At 52.6% G+C, this 17498-nt stretch carries 14 protein-coding genes; 10 read left to right on the forward strand and 4 right to left on the reverse strand.

The annotated features are described in order from the left end of the window. Positions 1-8 precede the first annotated feature (8 nt). A complete protein-coding gene (locus HMPREF9473_RS11255) occupies positions 9-1040 on the reverse strand; it encodes a DUF4349 domain-containing protein (protein WP_006780229.1) in 1032 nt (343 codons plus the stop codon). A gap of 219 nt (positions 1041-1259) precedes the next feature. Continuing rightward, the gene (locus HMPREF9473_RS11260) at positions 1260-2117 is read right to left on the reverse strand and encodes a MurR/RpiR family transcriptional regulator (protein ID WP_006780230.1); all 858 of its coding nucleotides are present in this window, start codon (positions 2115-2117) and stop codon (positions 1260-1262) included. A 314-nt stretch (positions 2118-2431) separates the two neighbouring features. Here HMPREF9473_RS11260 and HMPREF9473_RS11265 point away from each other — a divergent pair, with 314 nt between their 5' ends. From HMPREF9473_RS11265 to HMPREF9473_RS11305, 9 genes are all read left to right on the forward strand, one after another. Further along, on the forward strand, positions 2432-3841 hold the full coding sequence (locus HMPREF9473_RS11265; protein ID WP_006780231.1) for an FAD-dependent oxidoreductase: 1410 nt from the start codon (positions 2432-2434) through the stop codon (positions 3839-3841). A 104-nt stretch (positions 3842-3945) separates the two neighbouring features. After that, the gene (locus tag HMPREF9473_RS11270; protein WP_006780232.1) at positions 3946-5217 is read left to right on the forward strand and encodes a hypothetical protein; all 1272 of its coding nucleotides are present in this window, start codon (positions 3946-3948) and stop codon (positions 5215-5217) included. A 42-nt stretch (positions 5218-5259) separates the two neighbouring features. Beyond that, positions 5260-7395 carry a hydantoinase/oxoprolinase family protein gene (locus HMPREF9473_RS11275; protein ID WP_006780233.1) on the forward strand — a complete coding sequence of 712 codons (2136 nt, stop codon included), beginning with the start codon at positions 5260-5262 and terminating at the stop codon, positions 7393-7395. 32 nt (positions 7396-7427) lie between these two features. Next, positions 7428-8096: a hypothetical protein gene (locus HMPREF9473_RS11280; protein ID WP_006780234.1), complete on the forward strand. Its 669-nt coding sequence runs from the start codon at positions 7428-7430 to the stop codon at positions 8094-8096. A 245-nt stretch (positions 8097-8341) separates the two neighbouring features. Next, positions 8342-9091 carry an ABC transporter ATP-binding protein gene (locus tag HMPREF9473_RS11285; protein ID WP_006780235.1) on the forward strand — a complete coding sequence of 250 codons (750 nt, stop codon included), beginning with the start codon at positions 8342-8344 and terminating at the stop codon, positions 9089-9091. A gap of 1 nt (position 9092) precedes the next feature. After that, positions 9093-10028, forward strand: coding sequence for a SufB/SufD family protein (locus HMPREF9473_RS11290; RefSeq protein ID WP_006780236.1), 936 nt, complete (start codon positions 9093-9095; stop codon positions 10026-10028). A 53-nt stretch (positions 10029-10081) separates the two neighbouring features. Then, positions 10082-11797, forward strand: a complete 1716-nt coding sequence (locus HMPREF9473_RS11295; RefSeq protein WP_006780237.1) for a S8 family peptidase — start codon at positions 10082-10084, stop codon at positions 11795-11797. Between the two features lie 138 nt (positions 11798-11935). Further along, positions 11936-12463: a hypothetical protein gene (locus HMPREF9473_RS11300; protein ID WP_006780238.1), complete on the forward strand. Its 528-nt coding sequence runs from the start codon at positions 11936-11938 to the stop codon at positions 12461-12463. A gap of 255 nt (positions 12464-12718) precedes the next feature. Beyond that, a complete protein-coding gene (locus tag HMPREF9473_RS11305) occupies positions 12719-13198 on the forward strand; it encodes an NUDIX hydrolase (protein ID WP_006780239.1) in 480 nt (159 codons plus the stop codon). 72 nt (positions 13199-13270) lie between these two features. Here HMPREF9473_RS11305 and HMPREF9473_RS26185 read toward each other — a convergent pair whose 3' ends face one another. Next, on the reverse strand, positions 13271-14161 hold the full coding sequence (locus HMPREF9473_RS26185; protein WP_006780240.1) for an AraC family transcriptional regulator: 891 nt from the start codon (positions 14159-14161) through the stop codon (positions 13271-13273). A 217-nt stretch (positions 14162-14378) separates the two neighbouring features. Here HMPREF9473_RS26185 and HMPREF9473_RS11315 point away from each other — a divergent pair, with 217 nt between their 5' ends. Then, positions 14379-16397, forward strand: coding sequence for an FAD-binding protein (locus tag HMPREF9473_RS11315; protein ID WP_006780241.1), 2019 nt, complete (start codon positions 14379-14381; stop codon positions 16395-16397). A gap of 104 nt (positions 16398-16501) precedes the next feature. On the opposite strand, the gene HMPREF9473_RS26190 is transcribed toward HMPREF9473_RS11315, so the two are convergent. Next, positions 16502-17461, reverse strand: a complete 960-nt coding sequence (locus HMPREF9473_RS26190) for an MBL fold metallo-hydrolase (RefSeq protein ID WP_006780242.1) — start codon at positions 17459-17461, stop codon at positions 16502-16504. Positions 17462-17498 lie beyond the last annotated feature (37 nt).

A 17498-nucleotide genomic window follows, 5' to 3' on the forward strand; every position in this document is an offset into this window, starting at 1 on the left:
TTTTGATATTACTTGTCTTCTGTATAGTATACGTCTTCTTCCGTATCGGAAATATCTGTTGTTCGGTCTATGATGTCAGAAGGCGCCGACTGTGCCGCTTTCTTGATCCGCTCCCGTCCACGTCGTCTTCTCGTGAAGAAGAGAATCACCAGAACAATAAGCGCCAGCGGCAGCCATATGGGGCTGGTGGTAATCAGCCAAATCAGGAAGCCGGTCATAAACGCTGTCATGGCGTCCGCATTTTTGGACAGTCCGCTCTGAATCCGCTGGCCGAAGGTCTCCGGTGAGGTGGGGGTGTAGGTGGTCACTTCCTGGATGCTGAGACTCACGGTGCTGTACTCCACTTGGTTGTCATACAGTCTCAGCTGGGACTCCATGGATTCCAGCTCGTAGCGAATCTCCGACAGACGCTTCTCCAGCGTGATAACCGCGTCCAGGGATTCCGCCTTTTCTAACAGCGCCCAGATCCGGTCCTGCTCCACGATGAGAGATTTCTTCCGGCTCTCCAAATCACTGTACTGGAGGGTCACATCCGAGGTGGATTCATAGCGGTTGGTAATGTTGCCGTTCTGCTCCACCGTGGTGATAAAGGAATCCAGCTTCTCCTGGGGGATGCGGGCGGTGATGGAAGCGTACCGGCGACGGGGCTCGTTGTTGCCTGTCATGCTGGAGCCGGTGACGCTGGAATCCTGGGTATAGCCGCCAAGGGCGGTTATCTGGCTGCTGATGGTCTCCAACAGGCCGTCAAAGTCGCTGGTCTCCACGTCCATATTGGCGTTGCGAATCAGTTTGCGGCTGGCCGGCTGCACATTAAGGTTTCCGGTGGAACTGGTCAGCCCGCCATCCTCCGGTGAGACCTGGTCGTATTCCATGGCCGCTGTCTCCTGGTAGACTTCTGCCTTGTTGTCGTAGGAAGCGGCCGTGGTCTCCGCCATATAGGCCGAAGAACTTTTGCTGGCGCCGCACCCGGTCAGGAATAGCGCGCCTGCCAGAATGGCGGCGGCCGCCCCGTACCGGCGGGTAAAACATTGTTTTTTCATAATTTCTCCTCCTTTATATCAGATAATTTACACAATTATCTTATAGTTTTAAGATAACACATCTGATTTTTGAATACAATGGGAGGCAAAAAGGATTAAGAAAATCTATCGGAAATTATCAGAAACCGGAGCATTTTCTATTGATATCACATCAAAAAACACCGGAACCCCTCCGATGAGTCATCATCCGAAAGGTCCCGGTGTCGTCTGCAATTCCGTCTAATATTCAAACACGTAAGAATCCATAGTCTGGCTGTTGTTAATCAGCGCGTCGCTGTTTAACTTCTTCTGCCGCAGTCCCTTATCACTCTTTAACAGCGCGCTGTAAATAATGTCCGTCACATAGAGATACATCAGGTTGTCCGACAGCGCCGTGGTGTTGTTGGCAATCAGCTTGTCCGACACGATGAACTTGTAGTCCGACAAATCGCCAAGCTTGGGGGAATCCACGCTGGTGATGGTCAGATTCTTCCCGCCCCGGTCAGTGGAGGCGCTGGCCGCCTGGTAGATATCCTTCATCATAATGCTCCGCGCGATAAAGATGGACAAATCGCCGGGGGCCGTGTTGGTCACCTGAAGACTGATGCTTAGGGGGTCCGTGAAATCCTTGGCCCGGATGCCGGCCAGCTCCAGCTTGTAGCGGAACTCCCTGGCGGCAAAGGTGGTGTTGGCCAGGGCATAGAGATTGATGCACCTGGCATTCTTTATCATCTCCGCGGCTCCAAAGACGGTTTTCTCGTCCAGCAGGGCCGCCGTGTTGTTCAACATGCTCCGGTAATCGGAGGTGATGGAGGAGATAAAATTCCCGCCGGAGGAAGAGGGGGTCTCCTGAACCATATTGTTGTAAAAGCTCTCCTGCGCCAGCGCAATCTTTAATCCATTGAAGCCCTTGTAGCCCAGCTTCTTGCAGAAGCGGTTAATGCTGGCTTCCGAGGTGCCGGTCTCATCGGCCAGGGCGGTGATGGTGGTGGTGAGAATCTGCTCGGCATGGTTGATGACATACTGGCTGATGGCGTTCTCGCTCACGGTAAAATTGGGCTGCATGGAGATTATTTTAGAAATAACGGTTGATACCATATCCTGCTCCTTATATTAAGAAAATAACTCGTATTCGTATTTCCAAAAGTATACCATATTTCCAAAACATTTGCAAATAATGACTTGTGATGAAAATGTAAATCAAATATATTGACAGCAAATGAAAATAGTGATAGTATAATAGCATAAAAATACCGAGTGGATGGAAAACAATGTGATGAAAATGCACAAAAATAGACTCTGATAATGAAAATTTTGATTTGCAATGAAAATCAAACGTCAAAAAAGACCAGTCAGAATTTCCAGTTTTAGCTTTCCAGCCCCACGGTATCGTTTAGAGGAAAGGAGAAGGGATGAAAAAGTTTTGCTATGAGACGCAGTATGATGTGATTGTAGCAGGCGGCGGGGTATCGGGAACCGTGGCAGCCATAGCGGCGGGCCGGATGGGCGCGAAGGTTCTGATCGTGGAACAGAGCGGCTATTTAGGCGGTGCGCTGACCGGATGCGGTGTGGGACCCATGATGACATTTCACGCCGGGGAGAAGCAGGTGATACGGGGAATCATGGAGGAGATTGTGGAGCGGCTCAAAAACGATGGTTATTCCACCGGCCATATCTACGACACCATGCAGTATATCAGCTATCTGACCCCGTTTAATGCGGAAGGACTGAAGGTGGTCCTGGATGAAATGACGGAGGAAGCCGGCTGTCAGGTTCTGTTTCACACCTTTATCGGCGGTGCGGAATGTGAGGGCGGCAGGATAACCGGTCTGACGGTGTGCAACAAAGACGGCATCCATAAGCTGGAGGCGGCGGTATACATAGACGGCACCGGGGACGGGGACGTGGCATCATTTGCGGGAGCGCCCATGACCAAGGGAAGAGAATCCGACGGAGCGGCCCAGCCCATGACCATGAACATGAAATATGTGAATGTGGATACGGCGGCCATCAAGAACCATATCCGAAATCATATTGAGGATTTCTCCCGCCACCAGGGCAACGAGGAGCTGATGGACACGGTGAGCCGGTTCTCCTTCTGCGGATTCCAGGAAGAATTCCGGGCGGCGGAAGCGAGAGGTGAGCTGGAGATTAAGCGGGAGGATGTGCTGTGCTTTGAGACGGATCGGCCGGGCGAGTACATTGTCAACACCACCAGGATTATCGAGCATGACGCGGTGAACGCGGCCAGCTTGAGCGACGCGGAAGTGGTGGGGCGGCGGCAGTGCAGACAGCTTGACAGATTTCTGAGAAGCCATGTTCCTGGATTCGAGCATGCCCTGCTGGAATTTACGGGTCCCAGTGTGGGAGTCAGAGGTTCCAGACAGCTGTCCGGGAAATACACACTGACGGCCGAGGATATTTTGAAACGCAGGGAGTTTGACAGCGTGATTGCCCATTCGGCTTATCCCATCGATATTCACAACCCCAAGGGGCTCGGGACGGACAGCCGGTTCCTGTCGGAGAAGGGGACCTATTACAGCATTCCCTATGAGACGCTATACTGTGAGGATATCACAAACCTGCTGGTGGCAGGGCGGTGCATCTCCGCTTCCTTTGAGGCGCAGGCGGCGATTCGGACGACACCGACGGCCGGAACTTTGGGCCATGCGGCCGGAGTGGCGGCGGCATTGGCGGCGCAGGCGGCCAGAAGCGCAGCGGGGGCAGAAGCCAGATGTTACGGCGAAGTGGCGAAGGTGGATGTGAAAGAACTGCAGCGCCATCTAGTGGCCCAGGATGCGTTTCTTGATTTGAAAGAATGACAGAGGCGAAAGAGTATCAAGCAGGAAAAGGAAAGCGTTTAGGAAAAAGTTTTAAAAGTTGAAAGAACAAAAGAGAGAATGGTAATGAAGGAGGATTTTTAGATATGACAATTCAGGTGATTGGAATACTTGGGTTATTTGTGTTGATGGTAGTGCTGATGATGACGAGAAAGCTGCCTACCATCCTGGCGCTGCCGATTATGGCGGTGGGTATCGCGTTAATCGCTGGAATCCCGTTTATCGGCGGGGAGTTCAGCATTGCCAAGGATGTGCTGGAAGCGGGCTCCATGAGAATGAGCACGGCTATCGCCGGATTATTCTTCGGCGGATTTTTCGGCAAGGTATTGAGCCGTGTTGGCATTACCAATACCATTATCCGCAAGGCGGCGGAGATGGCAGGTGACAAACCGCTTCCCATCGCGTACGCGTTTCTCATTGTGACATCCATTATATTTGCGGCTTCCAACGGTCTTGGCATGTTCATTCTGGTTGGAACCATCATTGTACCGATTATGATCAGCGCTGGTTTAAGCCCGCTGGTGGCCGGAACCATTCTGCTGCTGGGCAACGGCATCGGTGTTACATTTTCCGTTGGAACCCTGGGTGTGTATATTGATACCCTGGGACTGCCGCTGGAGACCGTGACCCAGTATTCCTTCCTGTGTGCGGCACCATTGATTGTAGTTTCCGTGATTATGGTTTATGTGATGATCAAATCCGGCGGCAAGAAGAGAAAAGCATGGGCAATGCCGTCATCCGATATGGGAAGCGAGAAAAATGTGCGCTCCATCGCATTGATTTCCCCATTGATTCCTGTAGTTCTGGTATTTGCACTGAAGCTTCCGCTGGTACCGGCTATCTTAATCGGAATCGTGTTAACCCTGATTCTTGCAACACCGAAAAACGCAGTTCATGTGGTATCCAGCTCCTTCGTGGAAGGTATCCAGGAGACGGCCGGCGCCTGCGGACTGATGATTGGCATCGGTATGGTATTGAAGGCTGTTATGGCGCCTGAGGTAGCGGCAGTGTTAGAGCCGGTTATCAAAGCTATTATCCCGTCAAATGCAGTGATGTTTGTCCTGGTGTTCGGACTTCTGTCCCCACTGGCGATCTACCGTGGACCGTTAAATGTGTGGGGCCTTGGCTCCGGTATCGTGGCCCTGCTGGCTTCCTGCGGCATGAACCCGGTTGCGGCTATGGTGGCTTTGAGACTGGATTCCAACGTGCAGGCAGTCTGTGACCCGACCAACTCCCACAACGTATGGGTGGCCGATTTCACCAAGACCGACGTTAATGATTTCTTAAAGAAGACCATTTTGTGGATTGCAGTTTCCACCCTTGCGGGACTTATCGTTGCCAGCTTTGTGGTACTGTAATGCAGTGACAGCAGTTAGGAAAAGAGGAGAGTACATCAGGCTATGAAGAAGAAAGTAAGAATAGGAATTGACGTAGGCGGAACGTTTACGGACGCGGTTGTCATTGACAGCACCACCTATGACGTGATTGCGAAGAAAAAGATTCCGACCACCCATGAAGAGGGCGTGGCGGTGGGCGTGGTGACGCTGATTAACCAGCTGATGGAAGAACTGGGGATAGCGCCGGAGGACGTGGTGTTTATCGCCCACGGCACCACCCAGGCCACCAACGCGCTGCTGGAGGGTGACGTGGCCAGTGTCGGCATCATCGGCATGGGAACCGGCATGGACGCCAGAGGAGCGAGGAATGAGACATCTGTGGAGAACATCGAGCTGGCTCCTGGGAAATTCTTAAAGACCAGCCATACCTTCCTCGATTCCAGGGCAGTAAATGACGGCAGCATCCGGGCCGCCATCGACGAGGTGAGAGGCGCCGGGGCGGAGGTCATCGTGGCCTCCGAGGCGTACAGTGTGGATAACCCGGAGCATGAGCTGGCCGTCCAGGAGGCTGCCGGGAAGCAGGGACTTTACTGCACCGGCGGACATGAGATATCCCAGCTTTACGGCCTGAAGATGAGAACCAGGACAGCGGTTGTCAACGCGTCCCTGATTCCGAAAATGATGGAGACCGCCAACATGACGGAGCGGGCGGTGATTGACACCCATATCCAGTCCGGACTGATGATTATGCGGTGCGACGGCGGCGTGATGAGTATCAATGAGGTGAGAAAACGCCCCATCCTCACCATGCTGTCCGGCCTGGCGGCCGGGGTGGCCGGCGCGCTGATGTATGAGAAGATTTCCGACGGAATCTTTTTCGAGGCCGGCGGCACCAGCGTGGATATCTCCGTGATTAAAAATGGTAAGGTAATGATAAAATACGCCCAGGTGGGCGGACACAAGACCTATTTGCAGTCTCTGGACGTGCGGACGCTGGGCGTGGCCGGCGGCTCCATGGTCCGGGTCAGCGACGGGAAGATCGTGGACATCGGGCCACGCTCGGCTCACATTGCCGGGAAGGAGTACGAGTGCTTCCAGGAGGATGGGACACTGGATGGCGCCAAGGTGCTGTTTGTCAGCCCCAGAGCGGATGACCCGAAGGAGTATGTGCTGGTTCAAAATCCTGCCGGGAAGGAGTACTCCCTGACACTGGCCGGAGCGGCCAACCTGCTGGGCTACGTGCCGGAGGAGGATTACGCCAGAGGCCGGCAGCAGCCGACGAGGGCGGCCTGGGATGCCCTGGGAGCCTATCTTGGCTGTACCGGCGAGGAGGCCGCCAGGAAGACCATGGATTTGGCCATGGATAAGCTGGTGGATGTGGTGGAAGAGCTGATCGACGAGTACGAGCTGGACACCAAATTCGTCACCCTGGTGGGCGGCGGCGGCTCTGGGGCCGTCATTGTCCACGCGCTGGCCGAGCGGATGGGCGTCAAATCAAAGATAGCCAAGAACGCCCCCTATATCTCCACCATCGGCGTGGCGCTTGCCATGGTGCGGGAGCAGATGGAGCGGACCATCGCCAATCCCACGGAGGAGGACATCAAGAAAATCCGCCGGGATATCATCGAGAAAATCGTGAAGTCCGGCGCCAACGAAAAGACGGTGGACGTGACCATCGAGGTGGATGCCCAGAAAAATATTTTGAGGGCCATCGCCACGGGGGCCACGGAGCTGCGGCAGAAGGATTTGGGAGCGGCGGATTTGAAACAGGAGGAACTTCAGACCATCTCGTCGGAGGCCCTGGGGACACCAAAGGAGGAGACAAACTGCGTGGCCGCTTCCGGCAGATGGAATGTATATGAGGCGGTCACGAAGAAAAAGGTGCTGGGATTCTTCAGCCAGAAGAGCCGCCGTCTGTGCGTCATCGACCGGGAGGGCGTGGTCAGGCTGAAAAAGGAGAAGGCGGAGTACTTGAAGTTCGCCAAGGGCAGAAAGAACAGCGAGTTTGCGGAGTTCCTGGACGCCAACACCACCTTCTCGGACGCCAACGCCACCATTCCGAAGGTATTTATCTTCTACCGGGAGAAAATGCTGGATTTAACCGGGATGCAGAGCGCGGAGCAGCTGAATTCCATTTTGGATATGGAGATTGAGGGGCTGGAGGACAGCGAGGAGCTGATTGCGGTGGCTTACAAGTAGAAGACCATTTATATGGAAGGAGGGGAGCGGAAATGATATCGGATGAAGCGCTTGCCATGTTTGAACTGAGTAATGATTTGCTGGTTGGGAAGATTGCCAAGGAGCGTTATCCTTACTATGTCAATGCATCGCTGAACCTGGGGCGGGAAGCGGCCGGGCGGGTGAAGGAGTCGGGCACCGTCGACATTTTCCAGCCTTATGAAGAAGCGGGGATGGAAATCATCTACGAGGAGAAGAGCGGGGAGCAGTACGGGGTGTCATTCCGCGCCCAAAGCGAGTACGGGAAGGATGGGAGTGCGAAGGTGATGATTTACCGGCAGTCCATCGCCGAGCTGGCGAAACACAGCCGGGAGGTGGAACTGACGGAGGAGGAGGCGCTTCGCATCCATCTGGCCCATGAGTATTTCCATTATCTGGAGTACCACAGCAGTGAGATTCGGGACGAGAGGACGATGAAGTATTATGAGCACGGGTTCGTGTCGGATTATCTGGAGCCGGTGGAGCTTAGCAGGATATTTGGCAGAAGGCGGACGGGCGGAATCCTGCGGTGCAGTGAGATTGCGGCCCACGCCTTTGCAAAAGAGCTGATTGGGATATCCATTCTTCCTAATTACTTTGACTACGCTTATTTGATGGCGGAGGGAAAGGTGCGGGAGGCGGACTTCCTGGAGCGGGTGAAGGAGTACGAGGCATTATTCTGAATATCGAAATGGCAGCAGGCGGGGAATTCCATGAAGATGGGGGCCCGCCTGTATTTTTTATGTCATGATATCGTAGGAACCGACACTTTACTTCTCTGGCTGATGCGGTGATGAGGGCCGCTTTCCGCTCCCAGGTTCCGGGCGGTTTTGGAGGAAATTAGAAATAAACTAGTAAAGACAGGCAATTTGTTATATAATATCTGAAAAAGCAACAATTAACATTTGACAAGGAGAAATCAATCAACATGCTTACATTGGAAAACCTGTCTTTTGGTGTGCAGGATGAAAAGGGACAGAAGGAAATCATCCGGGAACTGAATTTGACGATACCGGACAATCAATTTGTGGTGATTACCGGACCTAACGGTGGTGGCAAATCGACGCTGGCGAAGCTGATTGCCGGGATAGAGATGCCGACGGAGGGACGGATTGTATTTGACGGAACAGATATCACGCAGGCCGGGATTACGGAGCGGGCCAACATGGGAATCAGCTATGCGTTTCAGCAGCCGGTGCGTTTTAAGGGCGTCCAGGTGCTGGACCTGATCCGTCTGGCGGCGAAGAAGAAGCTGTCGGCGGCGGACGCCTGCACTTATCTTTCAGAGGTGGGACTGTGCGCTAAGGATTACATCAACCGGGAGGTCAACGCCAGTCTCTCCGGCGGGGAATTAAAGAGAATTGAGATTGCCACGGTGCTGGCCAGAGGGACCAAGCTGTCGGTGTTTGACGAGCCGGAGGCGGGGATTGATTTGTGGAGCTTCCAGAACCTGATTCAGGTGTTTGAGCGGATGAGGGCGAAGACAAATGGCTCCATCCTCATCATTTCCCATCAGGAGCGGATTTTGAATATTGCCGATGAAATAGTGGTAATTGCCGATGGTGTTATCACCAATCAGGGACCGAAGGACGAGATTCTCCCGAAACTGCTGGGGACGGCTTCCGCTGTGGATGCATGTAAATATGGGCAGCCGTATTCCGGAAAGGAGGACGAGTAGGATGGCAGACATCATGAAGGTAGACCAGATACAGATGCGCCTGCTGGAGGAAGTGGCAGATTTACACGAAGTGCCGGCGGGGGCTTACAATATCAGAGCCAACGGGCAGTTAGCGGGGCGGGTGAATTCCGCCAACATCGAGATTGTGTCCAAGGAGGACGGAACTGGGATTGACATTCACATCAAGCCGGGGACAAAGCGGGAGAGCGTGCATATTCCGGTGGTGTTGAGCCAAAGCGGCCTGACGGAGATGGTGTACAATGATTTTTATATCGGGGATGACGCGGACGTGGTGATTGTGGCGGGCTGCGGCATTCACAATGGCGGTGACAAGGATTCGGAGCATGACGGGATTCACCGGTTCTTCCTGGGGAAGAATGCGAAGGTGAAATACGTGGAGAAGCATTACGGCGAGGGCGACGGTCAGGGAAAACGGATCCTGAACCCGGGCACGGAGGTCACCATGGAGGAGAACAGCTACATGGAGATGGAGATGGTGCAGATTAAGGGGGTGGATTCCACGAAGCGGAATACCACGGCCAATCTGGCCGCCGGCGCCAAGCTGATTATCCGGGAGCGGCTGCTGACCCATGGAAGCCAGGACGCGGTCAGCGGGTTTGTGGTGAATTTAAACGGGGACGGCTCCAGCGCCAACGTGATCTCCCGCTCAGTGGCCAAGGACGATTCCAGCCAGACGTTTCTGGCGGAGATTAACGGAAACGCCAAGTGCGCCGGACACTCGGAGTGTGACGCCATTATTATGGGAAATGCGAAGATCAGCGCGATTCCAAAAATCACCGCCAACAACACCGACGCCGCGCTGATTCATGAGGCGGCGATTGGAAAGATTGCCGGGGAGCAGCTGATTAAGCTGATGACGCTGGGACTGACCGAGGCGGAAGCGGAAGCGCAGATTGTGAATGGATTTTTGAAATAGGCATGGGACCGGGGCTTCCTGCATAGACTGGAAGAAAAAACAGGTGATGTATCATGCCGGACCAGAAACTGGAAAATCAGTTAAATCTTGCACTGGAGGCCACGCCGGACGAGCGGGAGCATTCAGGGGAATTGAATATCGGGTATAATCCCGAGGAGCGGACGTGGGAGCTGATTGTCAAGCACTCGGAGAGTATTGACGAGCTGAAGGAGCTGGGGATTTTGATTTATCCCCTGATTAACAATTACTCGATTCTGACGGTGCCGGAGTCTCTGATAACCACGGTCAGCAATCTGCCGCAAATTGAATATATTGAGAAACCTAAGAGACTGTTTTTTGCCATTAACCAGGCGAAGGCAGTCTCTTGTATTGATTATGTACAAGTGGAGGGGAGCGCCTACAACCCTTACCTGACGGGGCGGGGGATTATTGTGGCGGTGATTGACTCCGGGATTGATTACTACCACAGTGATTTTCGAAATGAGGACGGGAGCACCAGAATTCTGGAATTGTGGGACCAGACCATCGACAGAGTCTATACGAGGGAGGAGATCAATGAGGCGTTAAACCGCGGCAGCCGGGCGGCGGCCCGTGAGGTGGTTTCTTCGGTGGACGGCAGCGGCCATGGCACGGCGGTGGCCGGGATTGCGGCCGGAAACGGGCGGGAGAATAACGGGCAGTACCGTGGCGTGGCCTTTGAGAGCGAGCTGCTGATTGTAAAGATGGGAGTGCCGGACCCGGAGGGATTTCCCAGGACCACGGAACTGATGAAAGCCATAGATTTTGTGGTGAGGCGGGCGGTGGATTATCACATGCCGGTGGCCATCAATATCAGCTTTGGAAATACCTACGGCTCCCACGATGGCACCAGCCTGCTGGAAACCTATATTGACGCGGTGTCCAACTACGGCAGGGTGGTGATTGCCGTGGGGACCGGCAATGAAGGAGGGCGGGGCGGACATATTTCCGGGACGCTTGCGGAGGGGAATCCGGTGGATGTGGAGTTATCCATTTCTCCTTATGAGACGGGATTCAGCGTTCAGCTGTGGAAGGCTTACACGGATGAGTTTCAGATCAATCTTATCACCCCGTCGGGGGTGGACTTTGGGCCGTTAATACCGGCGGCCAGTCCACAGACGCTGACCTATGAGAATATGAGAATCCTGATTTATTACGGGGAGCCCAGCCCGTACAGCCAGGCCCAGGAAATCTATTTTGATTTTATTCCCATAGGAACTTATTTGACCAGCGGCATCTGGACCTTTCGGCTGACGCCCAGGAAAATTGTCAGCGGCCGCTATGATTTCTGGCTTCCGGCCAGCAGCATTTTAAACCAGTCCACCTATTTTCTGGGCTCCACCCAGGATACGACCCTGACCATCCCGTCCACCGCGGCCATGGTGATCTCCGTGGGCGCCTACGACGATTCCTACCAGTGCTACGCCGATTTCTCCGGCCGTGGCTACACCCGCCTGACAGACCAGGTCAAGCCGGACCTAGCCGCCCCCGGCGTCAACATCGTAGCTCCCAGAAACGGCGGCGGCTATGCCCCCGTCACCGGCACCTCCTTCGCCACCCCCTTCGTGACCGGAAGCGCCGCCCTGCTGATGGAGTGGGGCATCATCCAGGGCCACGACCCCTATCTCTACGGCGAAAAAGTCAAAGCCTACCTAAGAAGAGGCGCCCGCCAGCTCCCCGGCTTCCCCGCCTGGCCCAATCCCCAGCTGGGGTATGGGGCGCTGTGCCTGCGGGATTCGCTGCCGTTGTGAGAGTGAAAAAGTGATTGATAAAGAATGGTGAAGATGTTATGATAACAATACTATCGCAGATAATCTGTCTGCTTTTGTATCATGGCATGTTCGCCATTTTTCCGTTTTATATACCAAAATATACTGGGAGGTTCATGAATGAAGAAAGACAAAATTGTAATTTCATTTGATGAGAAGGGGCACAAAGTAGTTGTAATTAATGAAATACTTTTCTGGGGTAAAAAAAGTATTCCATGGGGAAAAGTGGAAGATTATTTGAAACGCTATATTGGAGAAATTGTCAAGGTGGCCGAAACAGAGGAGATAATCCATATTGATAATGATTTTCCGGACGAGTTTAAGGGCTCAGAGGATACGAAAAGAGTCAGAGGAGCAAATGCGAAGGCAAAAGCAAATTCTGTACAGGGAATTCTTGAGATGATTCATATTTCCAAAAAAGTATCCGAGATGGAGAATAAGAAAACAAAAAATGAACGAAAAGCCAGTCGGGGATGGTATCGTTATTTGACAAGATTTGCATTACCGGTTTTACTTGATGAGACAAATATTTCTCATTATAATGTTTATCTGGCAACGCTGATTGTGAGAGTGGATAGAAGGGGGATTTTGCATCTGTACGATGTGATAAATATAAGTAAAGAAAACAGTATCGCTTCTTTTACATAAAAAATAAGAAGCGAGCACCCCGCTTTAGTGACATGCACTTACGGTATAAACCAACTTCTTACATAGAATATTGTAAAGGAAAATTCTGATTACGTCAAGCAAAAAAGTCTGTATTTCAATATAAAATTCAGTGCTTCTCTTCATCCGCATTTTATAGTATACTAAATCTTATCAATTGCCGCTTTCCGGAATGAATGGGATGCAGGCATAGCAGAAATCACAAAATAGTATAGGAAAAGAACAGGAGAGAAACCCATGGGAATGACAACACTTTGTTATATAGAACGGGGCGACGAGTATCTGATGCTGCACCGGGTGTCGAAGAAGAATGATGTGAATAAGGACAAATGGATCGGCGTGGGCGGGCATTTTGAGAATCAGGAGAGTCCGGAGGAGTGCCTGCTGCGGGAGGTGAAGGAGGAGACGGGGCTTACGCTGACTTCTTACCGGTTCCGGGGGCTGGTGACCTTTATTGAGGAGGGCTGGGGGATGGAGTATATGTGTCTCTATACCGCGGACGGCTATGAGGGGGAAATGATTCCCTGCAATGAAGGAAATCTGGAATGGGTGAAGAAAAGCGAGCTGGACAATTTGAACCTCTGGGAGGGGGATAAGATTTTCTTCCGTCTTCTCCGGGATGAAGCGCCCTTTTTCTCCCTGAAGCTGCGCTATCAGGCCAACGAACTGGTGGAAGCGGTGCTGGACGGGAAGGCGCTGGAACTCCCACAGCCGTGACGGAAGCGGCCAGTGCTGGAAGCAGTCAGTGATGGAAGCAGTCAGTGACGAAAACGGCCATGCCGCCGCCACTCAGCTATCCGGCTGACCATTTTTACGATATGCAGTAGGGCGTATCCCCATGATGCGGTAGAAGCTGTTGGAAAAATGATTGGAGCTTGAAAATGCCAGCTCCCGCGCAATCTGCGTGACGGTCATATGGCTGTCGCGCAGCAGCTGCGCACCGTATTCCATCTTGCAGTTTAAAATATATTCCTGCGGGGAGAGCGACAGCGCGGACTTGAACAGTTTGTAGAGATAAGTCTCACTGACCCCGCAGATGCGGCTCAATTCCTCCACCCGGATGGTCTGGTTCAAGTTGCCCGCAATATAACTTGTGGCCATATTCAAAACAGAATCCGAGTGACGTGCGGTCGTCCTGCTCCCGGCTGTCCTTCTGTCATAATGGCCGCGAATCAGCTCCATCAGAATCATTCCAAGATAGCTGTGAATTTTCTTATAATATCCGGGCCGCCGGTCCTCATATTCTTCCATAATCGTATGAAAATAAAACTCAACCTTAGAATGGCTGGCATGAAAGACATTGACCCCGCCGCCGGCTCCAAGCATTCTGACAAAATTCTGTGTGAGATGGTGGGGCAGGACACTGAAATACAGGTACAAAAACTCCGGCACATCCTCCGGCCGGTTTCCCTTGGCGCTGTACACAGTGTTGGCCGGCGTGTACAGTACATCCCCCCGCTTCAGCGTCACCGACTGCTGGTTGATGGTGTAGGTGATAGGCCCCTGGGTGACATAGATAATCCGGTGGAAGGGCAGTACCGCATTGTGAGTGGCGTTGGACTTCCTGGGCCGGAAATGGCCGAAGGACTCCGCCCGCAGCTGATACTGCTCCAGTTTCTGGGACAGTGCATCCTCCGTCAGATATTCCAGCTTTTGAAAATTTGAATTTGTAGAATACACAATCCCACGTCCTTTCCGGCCAGGCCAGTTTTAGGTCTTTCAATCATTTCCATACCCGCCCATCTAAAATATCATGATTTCTGTATAAAATGTAAGGATTTCCGTATGATTTTAGTATAACAAACCTCTATACTAATTACAACAGACATTTCCCAGCCAGGATGTTTCCGGCCAAAGAATGTTAAAAAAATATCAATAAAAAGAGGAGGAGTTACTTATGAGAAAAGCGAAACAGGCCATGGCCCTTGCCATGACTGCCGCCCTGGCCGCAGGCCTGATGAGTGGATGTTCCACCAAAAAGGCAGCCGTGGAGGAGCCAACAACAGCCCAGGAGACCACCGCCGCCGGCACCACGGCAGCAGAGGAACCGGAGACAACTGCAGCACAAACCGTCACCTACGATGAGGAAAAGAATGCGGATGTCATCATCGTCGGGGCCGGAGGCGCCGGCTTATCCGCCGCCATCGCCGCCGTGGATGCAGGCGCGAAGAGCGTCATCATCGTGGAGAAGCTGGGCAAAACCGGCGGTTCCTTAAACTTCACCAGCGGTTCCATGTCAGGAGCCGAGACCATTATCCAGGAGCTGGACGGCATTGAGGACACCAAAGAGTCCTACGTCCAGGACATTCTCTCCAATGGAGCCCATCTCGGCAACGAGGAGCTGATTCGCGAGTATGTGGACGCGGATGTGGACATGATTCAGTGGCTGTGGGACCACGGTCTCAGCGACAATGAATTCTCCATGCAGAACGACAAGCGGAGCGTCTTCGCCCCGGAGCACCAGCTGTACTCCATTCAGAGAACCTACAAACCAAAAGTGGAGGACAAGACGAAATATAAGTCCGCCGTCCACGAGATTCTGGACACCGAGGTGGCCGGATACAAGGAAATCACCATCGACTTCTACACCGAAATCACCGAGCTGGTGGGCAACGACAAAGGTCAGGTCCTGACGGCCATCGGCACCAACAGCGACACCAAGAAAACGGTCCGCTACAACGCTGAAAAAGGCATCATCATGGCGACCGGCGGTTATTCCGGCAACCCGAAAATGATGGGAACCTACGCAAAGAACGGTGAGAGCTACCTGGTAGGCGGCGCCGACAGCGCCGACGGCAAGGGCATCCGCATCATGCAGATGGTGGGAGCAAATGTAGACGAGAAAAACTTATCCTACATCCCGTCCTTCCCCATGGGCCTGGAATTTGCCGAGGGAAAGGGTTCCATCGGCGACGTCTACACCTGGAAGACCGGCGGCATTTACGTGAACCAGGAAGGAAAACGGTTTGTCAATGAGACGTTAGACGAGGTGGTTCCGAGAGAGACCGCTTTAGAGGAGCAGACCAACGCGGTTCAGTACAACATTTTCACCGACAAGATCGTGGAAGATTTAATCGCCAACAACGCGGCCACCATGTGGAATCTGTTTTACGCGCCGGAGGACGGCATCGGCCACAAGCTGATTCAGAGCGCCTCCTCCATCGAGGAGCTGGCAGGCAAAATCGGCGTTCCGGCCGATGCCCTTCAGAAGACGGTGGACGATTACAATACCGCTGTGGATTCCAAGGGAACCGATGAGTTCGGCCGTGATTTCAGCGGCACAAAGACGGCCTACAATCTGGCGGTCAACAAGATTGAGGGCGATACCTATTACGCGGTGCCAATCAAGGCGCTGGTAGTCATGACTCTCGGCGGCGTTACCGTCAATAAGGAGATGCAGGTGGTGGACGACAATGGAGCGGCCATCCCAGGCTTATACGCAGCCGGTGAAGTGGTAGGCGGAATCTGGGGCAAATATGTGTCCGGCGGAACCGGCGTGATGGGACCGGTGGTCTTCGGAAAGATTGCGGCCCAGAATGTGATGAATCTGGATTTGGCGGAAGGGAAAGAAACGGCCCCATCCTCTTTCGTGCTGGACGAATCCCTGTTTGAAGCGAAAAAGGTGGAGAAATCCGCTTACGATATGACCGGCTTAAAGGACGGCAGCTACAAGGCCACCGTGGACGGCCAGAACGGCCCTATGACCGTGAGCGTCACCGTGACAGACGGCAAACTGGCGGAGGTAACCATCGTAAGCAACAACGAAACCGAGAATATCGCCGGTCCGGCCCTGGAGAAGGTACCTGCCGCCATGGTAGCTGGCAATACCCCCGACGTGGACGGCGTGACAGGAGCCACCCTGACCAGCGGGCGCATCATGGACGCTGTCATCCAGTGTCTGGACCAGGCAAAATAGAATTTGGCAGAAACATGAATCAAGTAAAAAGGCGACAGATAGTTTCCAATATCTGCCGCCTTTTCCAATAACCGTTTTCTTCAGACTATATTCAGATTAGCAATTCAAGTATGCAGAATCGTATCCATATAAACCCGGGAATCGCAGTATTCCACTGCTGCATCCCCAAAGACCTTAACTTTATTAATGGCGTCAGAATGCCTGTCATGGTGGATAAATTCATTACAGTCCGGGTCTTTTACCACTGCATCGCAGGCTTCAAATAACTCTCTTACCAGTTTTTTATCTTCACCCAAAACCATGTGGCTCATAAAAATAGAATCAAATTCGTCCATTCGGGGAACCAGATGAAGCAGTTCATTGCGCAGGGCTTCCACGGTACAGAATTCTCCGTGAGGTATCTTTGAATAATCAATGCCGTTGTCGCCTAAACCTGCAACGAACAGCAACGTATCGCCACCATATAGAATACGGTCCTGTTTATCCAAAAAACAGCAGTGGGCCGGGTCATGACCTGGCATGAAAATCATTTCTACCTCATAGCCATCTCCCAAATCAAAAACCGTATGATTTTTGCAGCCGATAATCTCATAAGGACGAAATGGAACAATATCGGCAATATCAAAATCTCTCCAAAGTCCTTTCCCCTTTTCATCGACCAGATGCTCCCACATATGGGAGTCCTGCCCGCGCAGTATGGGCACGGCATATTCATGGCAGTAGACGCGGTCAAACTGACAGTTTCCATAGCAGTGGTCAATATGCGGATGAGTATTAACTACGATAAGGGGCATATGTCCGGTTAATTCATCTACCAGCCCTTTAAGATTTCCGATTCCAAAACCAGTGTCGATAAGTAACGCTTTTTCCGGCCCGATGATTACATGAATCCATGGGTCCCCATGCCCGTCAAAACTACGTGTAAAAATACTGTAACCATTGTCAATCAAGTGAAAGACACTTCCAAATGGAAAGACGGGATATTCTTTTCCCAAGGGAAGAATGGATTTTTTCCATGCCTGGCTTCTGGTTTCCCGTACATGTTCCGGTTTTACGATATTCATGTCAACAACCTCCATGTTTCATCTGTTTTCAGTTATT

Origin of the sequence: Hungatella hathewayi WAL-18680, from assembly GCF_000235505.1 — a bacterium.
Lineage (GTDB): Bacteria > Bacillota > Clostridia > Lachnospirales > Lachnospiraceae > Hungatella_A > Hungatella_A hathewayi_A.

Bases quoted from the DNA above. Each gene is read 5' to 3' on its own strand.
- HMPREF9473_RS11255 (WP_006780229.1), bottom strand. From the start codon at position 1,040: ATGAAAAAACAATGTTTTACCCGCCGGTACGGGGCGGCCGCCGCCATT.
- HMPREF9473_RS11260 (WP_006780230.1), bottom strand. From the start codon at position 2,117: ATGGTATCAACCGTTATTTCTAAAATAATCTCCATGCAGCCCAATTTT.
- HMPREF9473_RS11265 (WP_006780231.1), top strand. From the start codon at position 2,432: ATGAAAAAGTTTTGCTATGAGACGCAGTATGATGTGATTGTAGCAGGC.
- HMPREF9473_RS11270 (WP_006780232.1), top strand. From the start codon at position 3,946: ATGACAATTCAGGTGATTGGAATACTTGGGTTATTTGTGTTGATGGTA.
- HMPREF9473_RS11275 (WP_006780233.1), top strand. From the start codon at position 5,260: ATGAAGAAGAAAGTAAGAATAGGAATTGACGTAGGCGGAACGTTTACG.
- HMPREF9473_RS11280 (WP_006780234.1), top strand. From the start codon at position 7,428: ATGATATCGGATGAAGCGCTTGCCATGTTTGAACTGAGTAATGATTTG.
- HMPREF9473_RS11285 (WP_006780235.1), top strand. From the start codon at position 8,342: ATGCTTACATTGGAAAACCTGTCTTTTGGTGTGCAGGATGAAAAGGGA.
- HMPREF9473_RS11290 (WP_006780236.1), top strand. From the start codon at position 9,093: ATGGCAGACATCATGAAGGTAGACCAGATACAGATGCGCCTGCTGGAG.
- HMPREF9473_RS11295 (WP_006780237.1), top strand. From the start codon at position 10,082: ATGCCGGACCAGAAACTGGAAAATCAGTTAAATCTTGCACTGGAGGCC.
- HMPREF9473_RS11300 (WP_006780238.1), top strand. From the start codon at position 11,936: ATGAAGAAAGACAAAATTGTAATTTCATTTGATGAGAAGGGGCACAAA.
- HMPREF9473_RS11305 (WP_006780239.1), top strand. From the start codon at position 12,719: ATGGGAATGACAACACTTTGTTATATAGAACGGGGCGACGAGTATCTG.
- HMPREF9473_RS11315 (WP_006780241.1), top strand. From the start codon at position 14,379: ATGAGAAAAGCGAAACAGGCCATGGCCCTTGCCATGACTGCCGCCCTG.
- HMPREF9473_RS26190 (WP_006780242.1), bottom strand. From the start codon at position 17,461: ATGAATATCGTAAAACCGGAACATGTACGGGAAACCAGAAGCCAGGCA.